The sequence below is a fragment of the Opitutaceae bacterium genome, assembly GCA_041395105.1.
Lineage (GTDB): Bacteria > Verrucomicrobiota > Verrucomicrobiia > Opitutales > Opitutaceae > B12-G4.
The window spans coordinates 865,495-884,450 of record JAWLBB010000001.1 but is presented as its reverse complement, the minus strand read 5'-3'; the positions used below and the strand labels follow the sequence as shown (position 1 = coordinate 884,450).

The 18,956-nt window shown below is 61.4% G+C and carries 12 protein-coding genes; 2 read left to right on the top strand and 10 right to left on the bottom strand.

Translation table 11 applies throughout. The features are described from left to right. Window positions 1–20: 20 nt before the first annotated feature. The gene (locus R3F07_03430) at window positions 21–452 is read right to left on the bottom strand and encodes an energy transducer TonB (protein MEZ5275416.1); all 432 of its coding nucleotides are present in this window, start codon (window positions 450–452) and stop codon (window positions 21–23) included. A 195-nt stretch (window positions 453–647) separates the two neighbouring features. Here R3F07_03430 and R3F07_03425 point away from each other — a divergent pair, with 195 nt between their 5' ends. Then, window positions 648–2,582 (top strand): hypothetical protein, encoded by a 1,935-nt coding sequence (locus R3F07_03425; GenBank protein MEZ5275415.1) that lies wholly within the window; start codon window positions 648–650, stop codon window positions 2,580–2,582. Here the strand turns inward: R3F07_03425 and R3F07_03420 are convergent. The 7 genes from R3F07_03420 to R3F07_03390 form a co-directional block, all read right to left on the bottom strand. Then, window positions 2,546–4,990, bottom strand: coding sequence for a heavy metal translocating P-type ATPase metal-binding domain-containing protein (locus tag R3F07_03420; protein ID MEZ5275414.1), 2,445 nt, complete (start codon window positions 4,988–4,990; stop codon window positions 2,546–2,548). The genes R3F07_03425 and R3F07_03420 overlap by 37 nt on opposite strands. 31 nt (window positions 4,991–5,021) lie before the next feature. Further along, window positions 5,022–5,174: a hypothetical protein gene (locus tag R3F07_03415; protein ID MEZ5275413.1), complete on the bottom strand. Its 153-nt coding sequence runs from the start codon at window positions 5,172–5,174 to the stop codon at window positions 5,022–5,024. Between the two features lies 1 nt (window position 5,175). Beyond that, on the bottom strand, window positions 5,176–6,576 hold the full coding sequence (gene ccoG, locus R3F07_03410; GenBank protein ID MEZ5275412.1) for a cytochrome c oxidase accessory protein CcoG: 1,401 nt from the start codon (window positions 6,574–6,576) through the stop codon (window positions 5,176–5,178). A 177-nt stretch (window positions 6,577–6,753) separates the two neighbouring features. Next, window positions 6,754–7,335: a cbb3-type cytochrome c oxidase N-terminal domain-containing protein gene (locus R3F07_03405; protein ID MEZ5275411.1), complete on the bottom strand. Its 582-nt coding sequence runs from the start codon at window positions 7,333–7,335 to the stop codon at window positions 6,754–6,756. Beyond that, window positions 7,316–7,507: a cbb3-type cytochrome c oxidase subunit 3 gene (locus R3F07_03400; protein ID MEZ5275410.1), complete on the bottom strand. Its 192-nt coding sequence runs from the start codon at window positions 7,505–7,507 to the stop codon at window positions 7,316–7,318. The genes R3F07_03405 and R3F07_03400 overlap by 20 nt, the downstream gene beginning before the upstream one ends. 21 nt (window positions 7,508–7,528) lie before the next feature. Next, on the bottom strand, window positions 7,529–9,838 hold the full coding sequence (gene ccoN, locus R3F07_03395) for a cytochrome-c oxidase, cbb3-type subunit I (GenBank protein MEZ5275409.1): 2,310 nt from the start codon (window positions 9,836–9,838) through the stop codon (window positions 7,529–7,531). A 58-nt stretch (window positions 9,839–9,896) separates the two neighbouring features. After that, entirely contained in the window at window positions 9,897–10,106 is a 210-nt protein-coding gene (locus R3F07_03390; GenBank protein ID MEZ5275408.1) for a hypothetical protein, read from the bottom strand. Window positions 10,107–10,410: 304 nt separating this feature from the next. Between R3F07_03390 and R3F07_03385 the strand changes: the two genes are divergently transcribed. Beyond that, window positions 10,411–15,078, top strand: coding sequence for an amino acid adenylation domain-containing protein (locus tag R3F07_03385; GenBank protein MEZ5275407.1), 4,668 nt, complete (start codon window positions 10,411–10,413; stop codon window positions 15,076–15,078). 9 nt (window positions 15,079–15,087) lie between these two features. Here the strand turns inward: R3F07_03385 and R3F07_03380 are convergent, their stop codons facing one another. Both R3F07_03380 and R3F07_03375 read right to left on the bottom strand, forming a co-directional pair. Further along, window positions 15,088–16,905, bottom strand: coding sequence for an ABC transporter ATP-binding protein (locus tag R3F07_03380; GenBank protein ID MEZ5275406.1), 1,818 nt, complete (start codon window positions 16,903–16,905; stop codon window positions 15,088–15,090). A gap of 7 nt (window positions 16,906–16,912) precedes the next feature. Next, entirely contained in the window at window positions 16,913–18,790 is a 1,878-nt protein-coding gene (locus tag R3F07_03375; protein ID MEZ5275405.1) for an ABC transporter ATP-binding protein, read from the bottom strand. Window positions 18,791–18,956 lie beyond the last annotated feature (166 nt).

Here is an 18,956-nt window from a genome sequence, read left to right as displayed (position 1 = left end):
GGTGAGCGCGGGAAAAGCGTTCAGCGTTGGGCCAAAAGACTGGGGATGATGAACCGGAAGGGCACCGTCACTTTGACCGCAACGGGAAGCCCCTCGATCAGCGCCGGCTCGAAGATCCATTCACGGGTCGCCCGGAGCGCGGCTTCGGCAAAATCCGGATAATCCGCCTTGATGACTTCCGCTTTGCAGACCCGGCCGATGGTATCGACGACGATCTCGACCTCGACATAACCCATGATCCCCCGGGCCTTCAACTCCCTCGGATATTCAGGGGTGATTCGATAAACCAGATGGGCGGGATAATCCAACAGATCCGCATCCACCGGGGTGGGCTCGGGTGTCTCAAGGACGATGACCCTGGAGACATCCGTGGGCAGCTCGATCGGATCAAAGGAGGCCAGCGCCGAAAGCGGCAGGAGCGAAGCGATCAGGATAATTGCGGGGTGGTTCACGGCTCACGTCTCCAATCGTCCCAAACACGCAGTTTGTGACAACAAGGTGACATTGTAACCTGAATGTAACATTCGCAAACTTTTTCGCAGGGCGCACCGCCAACAGAAACCTTCGTGACAAGCGACCGGGAATGGGGGATGGAGTTTACCGCTCGCCCCACCCCACGGAAGTCAGATACACCAATGGATCGGCTTATGAATCGCTTCGGCAACCGCCTGACCTTCATCCTCGAACGTCTGATCCTCCGAGGCACCCTCTCCCGGCTCGCCGTCATCGCCGGAGCGATCGTCCTGATTTCGCTCACCGCAGGGGGATTCGCCTACCTCTCGACCGGCTCATTTCCCAATCCCTGGGATGCCGTCTGGTGGGCCTTCCTGCGCCTGACCGATCCCGGCTACCTCGGAGACGATGAGGGCGTCGTTCTGCGGAGCATCGCCACAGTTGTGACCATCCTGGGTTATGTCGTCTTCATGGGGTCGCTCATCGCCATCATGACCCAGTGGCTGAACACGACGATCACCCGCCTGGAGAGCGGTCTGACCCCGATCGCCCAGCGCAATCACATCCTCATCCTCGGTTGGACCAATCGCACCCCGTCGATCATCATGGACTTCCTCGCCGGGGAAGGACGGGTCAAGCGATTCCTGGAAGTCCGGAAGGCCTCGCGCCTGCGACTCGTCGTGCTGGCCGAAAAGGTGACGCCCGCCCTGGTGGAGGATCTGAAACAGCGGCTCGGGCGTCGCTGGTCGGAGGGTCAGATCATTTTCCGGACCGGGAGTGCGCTCCAGATGGACCACCTGAAGCGGGTCGATTTTCTCAATGCGGCGGCCGTGGTACTTCCCTCGGACGACTACGCCGACGACCGCGGCGACGCCGACCAGCGGACCATAAAGATCCTCTACTCCGCCTCCGTCTTTCATCGGAATACCTCCAATGACACCCTGCCCCTCATCGTCGCCGAAATCGAGGATGCCCGTCACATCGCGCTTGCGCAACGCGCCTACTCCGGGCCAACCGAGATCCTGGCCAGCGACCGCATTGTCTGTCGAATCCTTGCCCAGGCGATCCGGGAGCCCGGCGTCGCCCGGCTTTCCCGGAGGCTGCTCAACGCCTCGGGTCCGCAACGCCTCTATGTCCGCCGGGCGACCGGACTGGCCGGGCGGACGTTCGGTGAGGTCCGGGCGGCGATGGAACGGGCGATTCCCCTCGGAATCGTCCACCAGGACCAGGGAGTCTTCCACCCACACCTCAATCCGGGCGACGGCTTCGTTCTCAAGCCGGGTGATCTGGTCTTCTCCATCGCACCCAGTTACGAATGTGCCGCCCCGCAGGTCGGCGACCTGAAGCAAACGGGAAACAGCCTCTCGTCCCCGGTCCGCCCGACGCGACGGGAACGCTCGGAACGCCGCGTCCTCATCCTTGGCTGGAACCCACACGCCATCGCCCTGATCGAGGAATTCCGCGAATACACCGAGGAGTCGTTCGTCGTCGACATCATCTCCCGGGTTGCGGGCGCCGATCGTCTGCAGCAGATACCGGACGGCAACGCGAATGTGATGATCCGCCAGATCGAGGGTGAATATGTCGACCCGGCCCAACTGCGTGCCCACCGACCGGAGACCTATGACTCAATCCTGTTGCTGGCGAGTACCCTCGCGGGCTCGGAATCCGAATCGGACGCCCGCACCCTGCTTGGATATCTCGTCCTGGAGGAGATTTTCGGGTCTTCGGTCACCCGGCCTCACATCGTGCTCGAGCTGATGGATCCGACGAACGCGGAACTCTTTCGCGATCGGGAGATCGAACTCGTGATCGGTCCCAGCCTGATCAGCTATATGCTCTGCCAGGTCGCGGTGCGACGCGAGCTCCGTGCCATTTTCGACCAGCTCTTCGGAGCCGGCGGATCCGAGATCGTCTTTCGCTCACCCGCCGAATACGGACTTGGACCGGAGCGGACCACCTTCGCGGCGATGCAGGCTGCGGCCTGCATTCGGGGCGAGATCGCCCTCGGACTCAGACTGGGGGCAAAGGGTGGCCCCATCCGGGCCGAATATGTCCTCAACCCCGGGAGGGCTTCCACCTTCGAGCTCGGTCAATCCGACACGATCATTGTATTGGCGGAATCCTGACGGGACATTCCCCACGCCGCGATGGCCAGCGACACCAGCGCGCTCAGCGGCATGAGGACGGCCGCGAGCAACGGATTCATCCGACCGGCCAGGCAAAAGGCGACCGCGACCAGGTTGTAAAGGATCGCAAAGACCAGGATGGCCGATGCGACCCGTCCATGCCGGCGGGCCGTCTCCATCAGCCTCCGAATCCCGGAAAGGCTCCGGCCGAGGAAGAAAAAGTCTGATTTCTGCTCCAACAGGCCCCGGTCGATGGCCGGAGTGCCCCGGCAGCCGGCGGCGTCAAAGGCCAGGCTGTCATTGGCCCCGTCCCCGATCATGAGGATCCGGCGGGCATCGTGATTCCGCACCCAATCGGCCTTTTCCTGCGGCGACTGCTCGGCCAGACCATGTGTCTCCGGCAGGCCGAGTCCACGAACCATGGACTCAACGGATGATCGGCGATCGCCGCTGAGGACACGGATCTCGTAACCCATGGCAAGCAGTGCGGCCACCTCGCTGCGTGCACCGGGTCGGACTTCGTCCCGAATGATGAATCCAATCAAGGCGCGACCGTCCCTGGAATACACGGTGCGAACCTCGTCGCCGGCCGGCACCGGCGACCCGGTGTTTCCGAAGACAGCCCAGGACGGACGACCCAGTCTCCATTCGTGTTCACCGTCCCTCCAGATCAGTCCCTGCCCCACCTCTTCCTCCAAATCACCACGAACCTGGCTCCGTCCGTCAATCCAACCGTCGGCGAGGAGTGCCTCGCGGAGGCACGACGCCACCGGATGACGGCTCTCCCGGACCATGGCTCCCAAGGCCTCCCGATCGGCGGAATCCAGTCTCCCGAGTTCCGCGCGATTCAGAAGAATGGGAGATTCGAGCGTGAGTGTTCCGGTCTTGTCAAAAACCACCCTGGTGACGCGTCGGAGCCGCTGCCAGACATGCTCGGCCCGCACATAAACCCCGAATCGACGCATCCGGGCGGTTGCCATCTCATCGAGCAGGGGCAGGGACACACCCAGAGCACACGGACAGGAAACAACCAGGACGGATACGGCCACCCGAAGGGCCAGTCCGCTATCTCCGGCAAGGACGAACCAGGCCCCGCCTCCGGCTGCCGCCAAGGCGAGCACCGCAATCAGGTAGATTCGAATGATGCGCTCGAGGAGGGGATCGCCCCTTTCTCCAGATTCACCTCCCGCCAGCAATCGGGACAGAAGCGACTGATCCCAGACTTCAACCGCCTGCATCTCGATTGCGGTCGGGCTCAGGTTGATCGCCCCGGCCGAGACAAGCTGGCCGACTCGCGAGGCGCGGGCTTCGGATTCACCGCTGATCCAGTCGAGTCCAAAGGACGCATCCGACACCCGCAATTGGGAACAGACCGGGACGGCCTGTCCGGGCTCCAGCCGGTAGATATCCCCCGGGCCCAGATCTTCAACCGAGACCTCCTCCGTGCCGGCCTCGCCGGATCCTCCCACCCGCTCGACACGCGGAAGACCCATGGTCGCATCGAGCAGGCGCCTCTGATTGCGTTCGACCGCCACCTGCTGGGTCCACCGCCCGACCAGCATGAGAAAACTGAAGGTGGCCACGAAATCAAAGTAGACCATCCCCTCCGTTCCGGTGATCCATCCGTAGAGCGATCCGGCGTAGGCAAAGATCAGACCGAGCGAAATCGGCAGATCGATGTGAATGACCCCATGGCGAAGGCCGGTCAGGCTGCGCCGGAAGAAGTACGATCCGCCCACGATCAGCGCCATGGTGGAAAAGGCGAACGCGAGGGCGCTGAAGAGCCAGGCGAACCAGAAATCCGGCGTCATCCCGAGGTAGACCGGGAGGGTGAAGAGCATGGCATTCATGGCGAACGCCGCACACATGCCCAGACGCATGGTCAACCGACTGCTTTCGCCCCGGGTGGCCCCACCGGCCGGACCGAGCAGATAGCCGAAACGCTGGAGATCGAGGGCAAAGGCCGGCACGTCCAGTTGACCCGGGACCCATTCGAGACGCACCGTGCCCTCGGTCGCGTTGACCCGGGCCAATCGCGCACCCTCCCGATCCAGAAATACCTTCTCGATCAGCCAGACACACCCGACGCAGGAGATTCCCTGGACCCTCAGGGTCAGAACCGCCCGGTCCTTAGCCTTCTTTTCCGCCTCGAGAGCCAGACCCTTGAGCCATCGGGTGTCCCGGGGACGGAAGACGTAGCCCCCGACCGGATCCACCGTCCGGCCCCTCAGCTCATAGAACCGGTCCAGTTTCTGTCCGTGAATCAGCCGGTAGACATACTCGCAGCCTGAACAGCAGAAACCCCGTTCCGCCGCCTCGGGAGCCGTGGCTTCGTCGAGGGGATTTCCACAATGTTTGCAGGTCTTGATCCCAGAAGGGGTCAGGCTGCTTTTTGTTGACAAATTCATGAATTCGTCAACAAAAAGCGGCCTGACCCCTTCATTGCGGCTTAACCCCTTGATCGCGGGAGGGGACCTCAATGCGTTCGGGGGCGTTGCGACCGGCGATAATGAAGAAGGTGATCCAGGCGCCGATCAGGATGACGAAGGCGAGAACGGCGAGAAGCCAGGGGCGATCAAGAAACCAGCGCATCTTACTTCAGGAGGCGGTTCGGATTGGGACCGAGGAATTCAACCTTCCGTTCGATCCGAATCTCTCCGGCTTCATCCGTCAATTCCACCATGAGGTGAAAGGGACCGACGTATTGCGCCCGCGGCACCGTTACGATGAGGGGGCGGACCTCTTCGCTGTTGGGGTCGACGGTAACGGGCTGGTCCAGGCCGGTCCAGGCCAGTCCGGCAGCATCGGCCACCGGGCGGGCGGAGACGGTTACGGGGCGGTTGCGTTTGTTCACGATCCGGACCAGGTACTGGTTCCGAACGGAAGTATCATCGACAATATAGGGCGCGCCCTGCATGCGAAAAGCCGTCGCTGAAACAGGCTTCAGGCGACTGAAGGAGAAGAGCATGACGGTGGCGCCGATCAGGAGGAGAACGGTATAGAGAACGACACGGGCCCGGACGATCCGGGTCTTCAGACCGGCCAGTCCGTTGAGAGAATCGTAACGCACCAGACCTTTCGGCCGGCCAACCTTTTCCATGATCTCATCGCAGGCATCGATACAGTTGGCGCACCCGATACACTCCATCTGAAGCCCTTGCCGGATGTCGATCCCGGTCGGGCAGACCGCCACGCAGCGATTGCAGGCGATACAGTCCCCCACGCCCTCCGCCCCGACCTTGCCGCGCGGCTCTCCCCGGCGTTCGTCGTAACCGATGACCATGGAGTCATCGTCGATGAGGGCCGATTGCAGGCGCCCGTAGGGGCAGATGATGATGCACAGCTGTTCCCGAAACCAGGCGAAGTTGAAGTAGAGAATGCCCGCGGCGATGAAGACGAAAACAAAGATTCCCCAATTGTCGGTCGGGGCCGTCGTCATCATCCGCCAGACTTCTGGAATGGAGATGAAGTAGGCAAGAAAGAGGTGGGTGATGGCAAGGGAGACGATGACGAAGAGCAGGTGCTTTGCTCCGCGCCGAATGATCTTGTCTGCTTTCCACGGAGCCTGGTCGAGCCGGCGGCGTTTGGCCGCGTCGCCCTCGAGCCAGCGCTCGATGCGGCGGTAGACATGCTCCAGAAAAACCGTCTGCGGGCAGGCCCACCCGCACCAGACCCGACCGAGGAAGGCGGTCAGGTAGAACAGGGTGAATCCGAGACCACTGATCAGGAAGAAGGCCAGCCAGAGATCCTGGGCGGCGAAGGTCAGCCCGAAAAAGTGAAACTGGAGCTGGCGGACGTCGAGAAAGACCGCCGGATAGCCGTTGACCGGAATCCAGGGCAGAAGAGCGTAGAAAGCGACCAGGAAGAGGGCCGTTGCCCGGCGCCAGGTAGTGAAACGACCCCGAACATCGGCCGGGTGAAGAAAAAACCGCGATCCATCCTCATTGATCGTGGTGACGGATTCGCGTGACGGTCGAATGTTCGGTGCAGCCATGGTAAGTCCTCCCTCTAAACCGGATCGGCCGAGGCCGCAACCTCAGCGGCTGTCCTGCGAGCGCTGAAGCGTGCCGCTGAAGATTGCTTTGGGTCGCCGGGCAAGGCGGGGACGAGGTACCCGGGCCCGCAGGGTTTGGTCAGAAACGACACATTTCATCACTCGTAGGACAGCCGCTCAGAGGGCCGTCCCGTCTTCCGCCCTCTCGTGGTGGCTCAGGATATACGCGACGACCTCGGAAATCCGCCGATCGCCGAGAATACTTTCCCAGGCCACCATACCCTTGGTCACATCGGGAGACCCGTGGAGGATGGTATTCTTGAATCCGGTCGGCTTGCCTCCTCCATAAAGCCACTCGGAGTCGACCAGGCTGGGGCCGATCGCGGTCGGGCTTTCCTCCTTGCCCCGCAGGCTCTTGAGATGGCAGGCAATGCAATTGGCTTCGAAGGTGGCCTGACCCGCAGCAACCGCTTTGGGATCCTTGCTCAGGGCCCAGAGGCCGTCATCGTCAAGGATGCTCGCCTGCCCGGATTCCTTGGCCGCTTCGATCGCCGCAAGCTTCTGGGCGAGCTGCTCCTTGTCGAAGGTGCCGACTCCGCTGCGGTGGAAGTAGAACCAGTAGAAGAAGCCGAAGACAATACTTCCGTAGAGGGTGAAGAGCCACCAGTTGGGCAGCCGCTTATTGTATTCCTGGATGCCGTCGTAGGTGTGCTCGCGGACGGAATCCTCCGGGGGGCGTTTATTCGGTTCTCTTGCCATGGGCGTTCAGATCGTCGCTGTCATCCAACGGCATCCGCCCCATCCGATCCACCTTCTCCTTTTTCATTCTCATGATCCAGATGACAGCCACCAGGAATATGAGAAAAAAGATGGAGAACCCGACGATCGGGTAGAGCATCTGCCAGTCTTCGTAGTTGATTCTTTGAAACATCGCTCGGAGTCAGTCCGGCGGTTAACGGGTATCGGCCAGATCCCCCGGAGTGGCCACTTCGGATTTGCCCATTTGCTGAAGGTAGGCGATCAGGGCGATGATCTCCCGGTCCGGAGCGATATCCACATCGGTGGCAAGTCCGGCAGCGATGGCTTCAGCCTGACGGCTGACATCGGCCTGAATGTCCTCAGCCGTCATCTCGGGATAGGGCACTCCGAGGATGCGCTGAACGCGGATCTTCGAGGTCAACGCGGCCACATCGGTGGCGCTGGTGAAGAGCCAGGGATAGCGCGGCATATTCGATCCGGGTGACAGATTGCGCGGGTCGGCCATGTGCTGAAAGTGCCAGATATCCGAATACTTGCCGCCGACCCGGGCGAGATCCGGACCGGTCCTTCGTGAGCCCCACTGGAACGGATGATCGTAGATGCTCTCGCCCAGCCGGGAGTAATCTCCATAGCGAAGGACCTCGGAGACAAACGGCCGGATCATTTGGGAATGGCAGGTATAGCAGCCCTCGCGCACATAGATGTCGCGGCCGGCCAATTCGAGTGGCGTGTAGGGCACCTGGATCCGGTCGTCGACCACCCGTTCACGACCCACCGTGACCATCGGGACAATCTGGAAGACACCGCCGACGAGGATGGCGAGAAGAACGAGGACGGTGAACGGGAAGAAATTGGAGAGGAGTTTGTCGTACCAGGCCGCCCAGTTGTCCTCTCCCTGCTGAAGGTGGATGAAGGCGATGATGCAGGTGAGAAAGAGGAGGATCATCGAGACCAGGGAGATCCAGTCGCGTCCAAAGGCCCAGGTCATGGCCAGGACGATGATGAGGAAGCTGTAAACGAAAGGCGCATTCACGAATGTGCCGAATAGTGTCATCTTGTCGGCCGGATCCTTCTCCTCAATGTAGACCTCGACCGTACCGTTGACCGGCGAGCCACTCTTTGCGGTCTTCCAGATATTCCAGATCAGCATGAACCAGCCCACGAGGTAGAGGGTGCCACCGATGATGCGGGTGGCCATGAGGGGCCGGATTGAATTGAGGGTCTCGAGGAAATTCGGGTAAGCGAGCAGCGCACCGCCCTCGGTTGTTCCGTTGAGCATGAGGCCCTGGGTGATCCCGGAGACCCACATCGAGGCGACGTAGAGAAGGATGCCGACCAGCCCGAGCCAGAAATGCATATTGGCCATGGCGACCGAGTGGAGCTTGGTGTTCCAGAGGCGCGGGGCCAGCCAGTAGAACATGCCTGCCGCCATGAAGCCGTTCCACCCGAGAGTCCCTCCATGGACGTGCCCGATGATCCAGTCGGTGTAATGGCCGAGGGCGTTGACCGACTTGATCGAGAGCAGGGGCCCCTCAAAAGTCGACATGCCATAGAAGGTGACGCCCGCGGCGAGAAACTTGAGAACGGGATCGGTCCGCAGCTTGTCCCAGGCTCCCCGGAGGGTGAGCAGACCGTTGAGCATGCCGCCCCAGGACGGCGCCCAGAGCATGAGACTGAAGACCATGCCGAGCGACTGCAGCCAATGCGGCAGAGCGGTGTGCATGAGGTGGTGCGGGCCCGCCCAGATGTAAAGAAAGACCAGGGACCAGAAGTGGACCACCGACAACCGGTAGGAATAGACCGGTCGCTGGGCCGCCTTCGGCAGGTAATAGTACATGATCCCGAGGATCGGAGTGGTGAGGAAGAAGGCCACCGCGTTGTGGCCGTACCACCATTGGACGAGGGCATCCTGGACCCCTCCGAAAACCCCGTAACTGTGGACCAGGCTGGTCGGAATCGACAGATGGTTGACGATGTAAAGCACCGCCACCGTGACAATCGTCGCGATATAGAACCAGAGGGCGACGTAGAGTGACTTCTCGTTGCGTCTGGCCAGCGTCCAGAAGAAGTTGGCGGCGAAGACCACCCAGATCACGGCGACCGCGATATTGATCGGCCAGATCAGTTCGGCATACTCCTTCGATCGGGTCAGACCGAGGGGCAGGGTTATGGCGGCACCCACGATGATCAGCTGCCAGCCCCAGAAATGGAGTTTGGAGAGAAAATCAGAGGCGAGGCGGACCTTGCACAGGCGCTGGGTCGAGTGGTAGATGCCCGCGAACATCATATTGCCGACAAAGGCGAAGATGACCGCGTTGGTGTGCAGGGGTCGCAGCCGGCCGAAAGTCAGCCAGGGGAGATCAAAGTTGACCCTCCAGAAATTGAGCTGGGTGGCGACGATGACGCCGACAAGCATGCCGACCGCGCCCCAGAAGATGGAGGCAATCATGAACATGCGCACGATACGATCGTCGTACTCAATGGTCGTCTTCTGTCCGTTCATTTATTCGAGCGTTGGGTTGAACAAAGGAATGATGGGGATGGAGGGATGGAAAGGGGGATCACCTGACGGGGGTATCCGTGACAGACGGGGTTCCAAGCGGAGGGCCCGAGGGGCGCGTCTCCGAAACAAAATCCTCATCCTCAAGAGGAAGCAAAGAATCCCGCTCCGGGCTGCTGTAGACACTGTGGCGGCGCTGATTGAGAAAGAATGCCACAAAGAAGCCAACCAGAATCAAGCCGATAAACACGGTAAGCAGGATGACGTTCATGGATTCGTTCGAGAGAGATGGGACCGGGCGGATTCTAACCGGCAGGGCGGGAAATCGACTCTGCAGATATTGTTCGATCTTGGTCCTATCCTGGCCTAAAGTCCGGCTCAAGCCCCAAGAACCATGGGTATCCCGATTCGGTTCAATCAGAAGGCATGGTAATTGCATCCAGAAATCCGCTTCATGATGTCCCCGGTGGTCCGGGAGGTGCAGGAAGCGGAGACCAAAGCTAAAGCCCGGACCGGTTATCCCCGATCAATCATTGGATTCTTCACGGCTCGATTTCACTTTCTACTCTCGCACCATGGCACCTCCCGAGGGGCTTTTGACACCGGAACCGGTCACCCTGACATCACATCCCGCCCTGCCCATGCAGGAAGCCATGCTTATGCGGACGATCGCCTCGCCCGAGAAGGCGCACTATCTGCAACAGCTCCGCTGGAGGTGGAAGGGACCGTTCAACACGGATGTCTTCGGCCGAACATGGGCCCTCCTGGCCGCACGTCATGAAGTGCTGAGGAGTCGATTCGTGGCAGGACCCGATGGGCGGATCCTGATGGAGACGCTTCCCCAGGTGGAAATCCCGATCCATGCCTCCAGGATCCAAGACCCCCGCGAGGCAGGCCGGGAACGCATGCTCAGTGAGGCGAGGCGACGCGATCGTGAACTTGGAATGCCGATCGACACGGCGCCACTGATGCGTTTCCGGCTCTTTTCATTCGGATCCGGTCAGACCGAGATTCTCTGGACCTCCCATCACGCGCTTTTCGACGGAAGGGGCCGCCTCATCCTCCTCCGGGAATTCCAGGAGATCTACCGTGCCCTGCTGGAAGACCGGGAGGCGGCACTCACGCCCGCTCCGCGCTACACGGATTATCTGGCCTGGGTCGCCGGAAACGATTTTCAAACCTCGCTGTCCTTCTGGCGCAAAGTGGGGGCAGGTGCGGAGCCCACGCCGCTGGATCTGACCCCGTCTCAACTTCCGGATTCCGGCCAGGAGGACCGCAGGCGGCTTTCCCTCACGCTTGAACGGTCGACCACGGAAGCCCTCCGCCAATGGTCCGCCCGCCACGACCTCAGCCTGAACACCCTGACCCAGGCAGCCTGGGCCCTGACCCTCGCCAGGACAACAGGCCGGGGGAACATCTGTTTCGGGGCACCGCGGGCGGGCCGGCACCCGCCGATCGATCGGGCCGATTCAATGGTCGGTGTCTTCGTCAACACCGTTCCGCTCCACATCACAGTGGACGACGAATGCCCCAAACTCGACTGGTTGCGCAGCCTCCGGAACGACTGGTTTGCCATGCGACCTCACGAACAGACGCCGCTTCACCTGATTCAGCAGGCCTGGAATTGGCCGGAAACGACCGCTTTGTTTGACACGTTGGTCGGCTACGAACGCTATCAGCTTTCCGAACAGTTGGGCGCGCCGCTTCCCGGCGTCGGATGGACCTTCACTCTGGAGGCCACGACCGACATCCCCCTGACAGTGCAGGTTTACGATGGCCGTCGGATCCGGATCGAGATGACATGGGATCCGACCCGTTGGACCGAGACCGCGCTGAGACGATTGGCAGACCGGATGACACAGGTCCTCGGTCAACTCGCCTCGGATGCGGATTCAACCGTCGGATCGCTTGGCGTTCTCGGCCGGAAGGAAGCGGCCACCCTGCACAAGTGGAACTGCCGTCGGACACCTTACCCGTCCGACCGGACGATCCACGCCCTCTTTTCGCGACAGGCACGAAGCCGGTCGGATGCGGTGGCCCTGAAATCGAAGGAGGATTCCCTGACCTACGGCGAACTGGAGGACGCGTCGAATCAGCTGGCCCATCGACTTGCTGAGACGGGCGTGCGGATCGGGGACAGAGTGGGCCTGCTGACGGAGCGATCCGTCGAGCAGATCGTCGCGGTTCTCGCGATTCTCAAGGCGGGCGCCGCCTACCTTCCGCTCGATCCGGAATACCCCGATGAACGGCTGCGCCTGCTGCTCGAGTCATCGGGCACACGGATCATACTCCATGACGCAGCCCACACCGACCGGCTCCGGGGGAATGGCTTCACCCATCTCGAAGCGAAGAGACCCGCACCCGGCACCCCACCCTCCCAACCACCCGTGGTGCCGGTCAGGCCCGACGATCCGGCTTACGTCATGTTCACCTCGGGCTCGACCGGAGAGCCCAAAGGCGTCGAGGTGCCCCACCGTGCCGTCGCGCGTCTTCTCTTCGGTATCGATTATGCGGAACTCGGGCCGGACAACCGACTGCTCTACCTGGCTCCGGCCTCCTTCGACGCCTCCACCTTCGAAATCTGGGGAGCGCTTCTTCACGGAGGACGCCTGGTTGTCTTTCCCGATCGCGTCCCCACCATTCAAAAGCTCGAACAGGTTCTTCGCCGGGAGCAGATCGACACCCTCTGGCTGACCTGTTCCCTGTTCAACTTCATCATCGATGAAGCGCCCGGGATATTGAAGCCGGTCCGGCAACTCCTGACGGGAGGAGAAGCCCTTTCCCCGGGCCACATCGCCCGGGCCCAGGCGGCATTGCCCGGAACCCGGCTGATCAATGGCTACGGTCCGACTGAAACGACCACGTTCGCCTGTTGCTACCGGATCCCTCCGGGGATTGATCCGGAGAGCGGTTCGATCCCGATCGGGCGTCCCATCGGCAACACCAACTGCCATGTTCTCGACTCGAAACTCCGTCCGGTCCCCATCGGAACGGTGGGCGAGCTCTACATCGGCGGGGCCGGAGTGGCCCGCGGTTATCTCAACCAACCCGGACTGACCGCCGAAAGGTTCCTGCCCAGTCCCTTCCATGCCGGTGATCGGCTCTACCGCACCGGCGACCTGGTTCGTTGGCGGGAAGACGGGCTGATCGAGTACATCGGGCGAATCGACCAACAGGTGAAGATACGGGGACACCGGATTGAACCCGGGGAAATCGAGAGCGCACTCTGCCGGCATCCAGCCGTCCGACAGGCCGCGGTCCTCGTCGAAAGCGATCCGGCAACCGGCAAGTTTCTCTCCGCCTGGGTCGCGGCTCCGGGAGACCATCGGCCCGCAGGCCAGGATCTGATCCAGTATCTCAGGGAAAGGCTCCCGGCCTACCTCGTCCCGACCCGACTCGAGGTGGTCCGGGAACTGCCCCGAAACGTGAACGGCAAGATTGATCGTCGTGCGCTCGCCCGGATGGCCTCGGAAGGTTCTGCCGGCGCGGATGAAAGCCCGATCGAAACGCAGGATCTTCCGGTCAGTGAAGAAGAAGCCTCCATCACCCGGTTGTTCGCGGAGATCCTGAATCGACCGGTCGTCGGGCCCGACGATTCCTACTTCTGCGTCGGCGGCGATTCCTTGCAGGCTTCGAGGCTGGTCTACCGGCTGTCCCGCCGGACCGGGATCGATTTCACTCTGACCGATCTCCACACTGCGTCCACTCCTCGTGGTCTGGCCCGGCTGGCCCTGAAGCGAAAGGGAGAATCCGCGAAGTCGGTCTCGTCCCGAATGATCCGCCTGAACAAAAGGAGCCAGACCAAAGCAGCCGGCAATATTACCTGGTATTTCAAGAACTTCAGACCGGGCAGCCGACGCAAAGGCGGAAACATCAGCCGGGCATTCCGGATCCGCGGTCCGTTCAACCAAAGGGCCCTGAGAGATGCCATTGATCTGTTCATAAAGCGCCACGAAGCGATGCGGACCAGGACCTGGATGGACGCGGCCGGCGACGTGCGGGTAACGGTGGAGCCTTCGGCCCGAGTGGTGATTCAGAGACAGGATCTGTCCGGTTTGCCGCCACATCAGCGCCTCAGAAGGGCCAAAGCGGAATTCCGTGAGGACGCCCGGAAGCGGATCAATCTGTCCGGCGTCTCCACTCCAAGAGTGAAGGTGACCCGGTTTGGAAGCGACGATCACTTTGTCACTTTCATCTTCCCCCATGCCCACTTTGATGCCGTTTCACTGGCGCTCTTCTACGAGGAGGTATCCGCCTTCTACGAGAAACTGGATCGGGGAGAAGCGCCCGACTGGCCAATGCCCAAGTATCAGCCAATCGACTACGTCGCCTGGGAGCGGCGCCAGTTGACCCCAGCCCTGAAGCAATCGATGGAACCCTTCTGGAGGGAGACGATTTCAGGTCCGCCTCTGGGGGCCTGGTTTCCAACCGATGGGCCCGTCACCGAGAGGGATGACGGGACGGATCGAACCCTCCACTTTCTCCTTCCCCCCGACCTCGCATCCGGAGTCCGCGCATTGAGCCGACGGTTCGGCACAACCGTATTCATGACGCTGATGGCATCCAATGCCGTTCTCGTGAACCGTCACACGGGACAAACGGATTTTCTCATCGCTTCGGTCGTCGACGGACGGGCTCATCCGGCGGCCGCCCGGATGGTCGGGCACCTCGGACGGATGATCTATTTCCGCGCCCGACCCGACCCAATCCGGACCTTCTCGACCTTTCTTGAATCCTCCACCCGCGAGTGGATTAAGGCCATCGAGCGCCGGACCTTCCCCGTCGGAGAGATCGTGACCGAGTTTCTCAAGGCCAACGGCCGGAAAGGCGGCAGACTTACGCCGTTCTTCATCGTTCACGGCGCCGACGATCCGGCGGGCCTTCACCTGACGGGAACGCGAATCGACCCGGTCCACCGCCATTTCGGCGCCGGCCCGAACCTGCCCAAGATTGAGATTCGCGACACGGTCAAGGGGATTTCCCTGCTCATTTCCTATCGAACCCGCACCTTCAGGAAGACCACCATCCTGCGCTATGTCCGGCGCTACGAGGAGATCCTCAATCACCTGGTGGAAGCGCCCGGAAATCCGATGTCGCTGCTGCCGGACTACCGGGAGGCGATCGTTGACAGCGCCACGAATCCCGGACCCGAAAGACCCCGCTTCCGAATGCCCGGGTGGGGCAGTGTCGCGGAACAGCACCGTCGACGCAGAATCCGCCCGATTCGAGCCAAGATCGGCTGATGCGCCTCCTCAGCCGGAGCCGTCCGGTTCCTGGTTGAACTGGGCGTAGAGACCGGCATAAATGCCGCCCTTCTTGATCAATTCGTCGTGGGTCCCGCGTTCCACCAGGTTGCCCTGATCCAGCACGAGGACCTGGTCCGCATTGCGGATCGTGCTCAGGCGGTGGGCCACGACAAAACTGGTCCGACCGGTCAGAAGGCGGTCGAGGGCGGCCTGGAGACGCGCTTCGGTGACCGTGTCAATCGAACTGGTCGCCTCGTCAAGAATGAGGATCCGGGGATTGGCCAGCATGGCCCGCGCAAAACAGACCAACTGCCGCTGTCCGGCCGAGATGCCGGAGCCGCGCTCGCCGACCACGGTTCCAAATCCCTGGGGCAGGACGGCGATCAGATCGAGGCAATCGAGCGACCTGACGGCTTCGATGACTTCGTCGTCGGTCGCTTCCGGGCGTCCGAATCGGATGTTTTCCATCAGAGTGCCGGTGAAGAGGAAATTCTGCTGCTGGACCGTGCCCATCAACCGGTGGAGGGATTCGCTGGTGATGGTGCGGATCTCCCGACCGTCGATGAGGATCTCTCCGCCGGTCGGCAGGTAGAATTTCGAGATCAGGTTGATGATCGAACTCTTCCCGCTGCCGGTGTGGCCGACGAGGGCGATGGTCTGTCCGGCTTCGGCAAGAAAACTGACGTGGTGCAGCACCGGACGGTCCGTCTTGTATCCGAAATTCACATCCCGAAACTCGATCTCGCCCCGGATGTCTTCGATGGCGATCGCAGCCGGGTCGTCCTCCCATTCCGGTTTCAGGTCAAGGAGACGGAAGACGCGTTCCGCTCCGGCCATGGCGGTCATGGCCTGATTGAACTGGTTGCCGAGTGACTGGACCGGTGAGAAGAACAGGTTGGCCAGAAAAAAGAACTGGATGAGGTCGCCGATTTCCGTTCCCGTGCCCGGCTGAAGGGCGCGGTAACCACCGAGGAGAAGGAGGACGGCAATGAAGAACTGGCTGTTGAGTTCGAGCAGGGGATTCAGCTTGGCCGACATTCGCGCCACATCCATGTTGTTGCGGGAATGGTTGACGATGAGGCCCCGGAAAATCCCGAGATTGGTGGCCTGCCGGACGAAGCCCTGGGTCACCCGGATGCCGCTGACCGATTCCGCGATGGCCGAGGTGACCCGGCTGAAGCTTTCCTGGACCTCCCGGGTGCTGCGGCTGAGCCGGCGGCGAAAGTAGCGATTGAGCAGCCAGAGGATCGGCGCCATGCAGAGTATGACGGTGAAAAGCACCCAGTCATAGTAAAGCATGAGGGCCGCCGAGACGAACATCTGCCCGATCTGGACGAGGGTGACGAAGAGAACGTCCTGGACGGCCACCCGAATGGTCTCGATGTCCGAAGTCATCCGGCTGATGATCCGGCCCAGGCGGGTCGTATTGTAGAAACTCATGGGCAGCCTCTGCAGATGAGCGAAGAGCTCATTGCGGAGGTCATGCATGACCGCTTCACCCATCTCGAGGGCATACCTCTGTCGGAAATGGAAAATGAAATCGGTCGAGAAGGCCAGCAGGCCGTAGGCCAGGACGGCCGAGGTCAGGAGGTCGGGCTGCCGGCTGGCGATCGGGCCGCTGATCGCGGCTCCGACCGCCCAGGCGAGCAGGGGCAGCTGAAAGGACCGGGTCAGGGTCAGGACAACCAGGGCATTGCGCTTCCAGGCGTAGGGCTTGGTGTAGCCGAACATCCGCCGGATCAGGCCGAAGTCCAGAGGCCTCTGATCCACCTCCTGATGATCGTCCCGCCGGACCTGGGTCAGACTCAATCGTGCCGTGCTCATGGGTGGGTCATCCCGGCCGGACCTCCTTGAGAATGTTTTCCTTCTCCCGAAGATCATCCACAATCTGGAGACGGGCCAACCGCTGGTAAAGGCCCGGATGGGCCATCAACTGTTCATGGGTTCCGGTCTGGACCATGGATCCGCGATCCAGAACGACGATCTTGTCGGCCCGCCGCAGGGTGCTCAGTCGATGAGCCACAATGAAGGTGCTGCGTCCCTTCATCGCGCTCTGCATCGCTTCGAGGATCTCGTGCTCGGTTTCAGGGTCGATCGCCGCGGTCGGGTCGTCGAGCAGAAGGATGGAGGGCTCGAGGAGAACGGCACGGGCGATGGCCAGTCGCTGCCGCTGCCCACCGGACAGATCGACCCCACTCTCGCCGAGAATGGTCTCGTATCCATCGGGCAACTCCATGATGAAATCATGAGCCGCCGCGACCTGGGCGGCTTTCTCAATCTGCTCCCGGGTCGCCTCCGGGTGCCCGAAGGCGATATTGGAAGCCACCGTGTTGCTGAAGAGAAAGCTCTCCTGAAAGACGATCCCGATATTGCGCCGGAGATCATCGAGGTCGATGTCGCGGATGTCGACTCCGTCGAGAGTGATCCGACCCGAGGTCACATCGTAGAACCGGGGGATCAGTCCGACCAGGGCACTCTTGCCCGCACCGGTGGCCCCGACAATGGCCACCGACTGGCCCGACTCAACGGTGAAATCAATATCCCGCAGAGTCGGGTCCATCTGTTTGTATTCGAAACCCACCTGCTCGAAACGAACCGTTCCGTGGGCCTTCGGGAGCCTGACCGCATCCGGTTTGGACGCCACTTCGACCGGTGCATCAAGGATTTCGAAGACCCTCCGGGCTCCGATCAGGCTCTGCTGCACGCTGTTGGCGATATTGGCGATGTTCGCGATCTGCCCGGAGAACTGCTGGACAAGGCCGGCAAAGACGACCAGTCCGGTCCCGAGGGCCAACTCGCCCCGATAGACCAGAAAACCACCGTATCCGAGAAGGACGATCATGTTGATCTGGGTGAGGAAACCCACGGTCGGCGAGTAAATGCTGACCTTCCAGAAGATGCTGCGCTGCTGTTGCTTGAACTTCCGGTTGATATCCAGGAAGAGATCCCGACGGGTTTTTTCCCTGCCGAAGCCCTTGACTGTCTGGATACCCTGGATCGTTTCGGCCAGGGAGCGTACCAACTCGTCGTAGAGTTCCCGATTCCGGCGGTAGGCCGGCTTCACCTTGGCCGAGAAGAGCATGGAGGCCACCCAGATCATCGGCGTGGTGGCCAGGCAGGCCAGAGTGAGCATCGCGCTCAGATTCACCATGTAGGTGAAGTAGACCGCAAGCGAGAGGATCATGATGACTCCCTGGATGATGACCCCGTCGATGAAGAGCCGCAGCGATTGCACATCGCCGGTCACCCGGTTGATGATGGATCCACTGGCATTGGCATCAAAAAACCGGAAGCTGAGGCTCTGGAGCTTGTCGTAGACGCGTTCCCGCAGATCCAGGACGATTTCCTCGTGAACGAGATGAGCGACCGAGACCTGGTAGGCATAATTGAGCGTTGCCCGGACCAGGGCCAGCAGAAGGATGGCACCGGCAATCAGACCAATCTTGCCCATACTCGGCCACCCCGGAGGCGGGGCCAGCCCGAAAGGCCAGGCCGGCGAGGCGTGACTGGGATCGATTTCCGCATGGATCACGTCAATGCCCAGACCGGTCAGGCTGAGTCCGAGCAAACCAATGGTCAGCAGGACGATCTGCAGGCTGAGGATACGGATACACCCCTTCCGATAGCTCCACCCCATGAGCAGCAGACGACGGACGAGGACCCAGTTGGAAACCTCGACCGAGTCGGACGTCCTTGTTTCGAGAGCCATGGGTGGGTCGGATTCCGCGGCAACTGAAGCGGAATGTCAGTATCGTTAAGGCACTTCAGGCGATATTCACGAAGAAAGTCCGTTCGTTTCAAAAATCCGTTCGATCCGGGTGCCTCTCCGGATCGGCCTATCCCGCAATCCGCCGGCGCACCCGCCTCGTTCATTG

Excerpts from the sequence above, each read along its gene's own strand:
- R3F07_03425 (MEZ5275415.1), top strand. The coding sequence starts at position 648 with ATGAATCGCTTCGGCAACCGCCTGACCTTCATCCTCGAACGTCTGATC.
- R3F07_03420 (MEZ5275414.1), bottom strand. The coding sequence starts at position 4,990 with ATGAATTTGTCAACAAAAAGCAGCCTGACCCCTTCTGGGATCAAGACC.
- R3F07_03415 (MEZ5275413.1), bottom strand. The coding sequence starts at position 5,174 with ATGCGCTGGTTTCTTGATCGCCCCTGGCTTCTCGCCGTTCTCGCCTTC.
- ccoG (MEZ5275412.1), bottom strand. The coding sequence starts at position 6,576 with ATGGCTGCACCGAACATTCGACCGTCACGCGAATCCGTCACCACGATC.
- R3F07_03405 (MEZ5275411.1), bottom strand. The coding sequence starts at position 7,335 with ATGGCAAGAGAACCGAATAAACGCCCCCCGGAGGATTCCGTCCGCGAG.
- R3F07_03400 (MEZ5275410.1), bottom strand. The coding sequence starts at position 7,507 with ATGTTTCAAAGAATCAACTACGAAGACTGGCAGATGCTCTACCCGATC.
- ccoN (MEZ5275409.1), bottom strand. The coding sequence starts at position 9,838 with ATGAACGGACAGAAGACGACCATTGAGTACGACGATCGTATCGTGCGC.
- R3F07_03390 (MEZ5275408.1), bottom strand. The coding sequence starts at position 10,106 with ATGAACGTCATCCTGCTTACCGTGTTTATCGGCTTGATTCTGGTTGGC.
- R3F07_03385 (MEZ5275407.1), top strand. The coding sequence starts at position 10,411 with ATGGCACCTCCCGAGGGGCTTTTGACACCGGAACCGGTCACCCTGACA.
- R3F07_03380 (MEZ5275406.1), bottom strand. The coding sequence starts at position 16,905 with ATGAGCACGGCACGATTGAGTCTGACCCAGGTCCGGCGGGACGATCAT.
- R3F07_03375 (MEZ5275405.1), bottom strand. The coding sequence starts at position 18,790 with ATGGCTCTCGAAACAAGGACGTCCGACTCGGTCGAGGTTTCCAACTGG.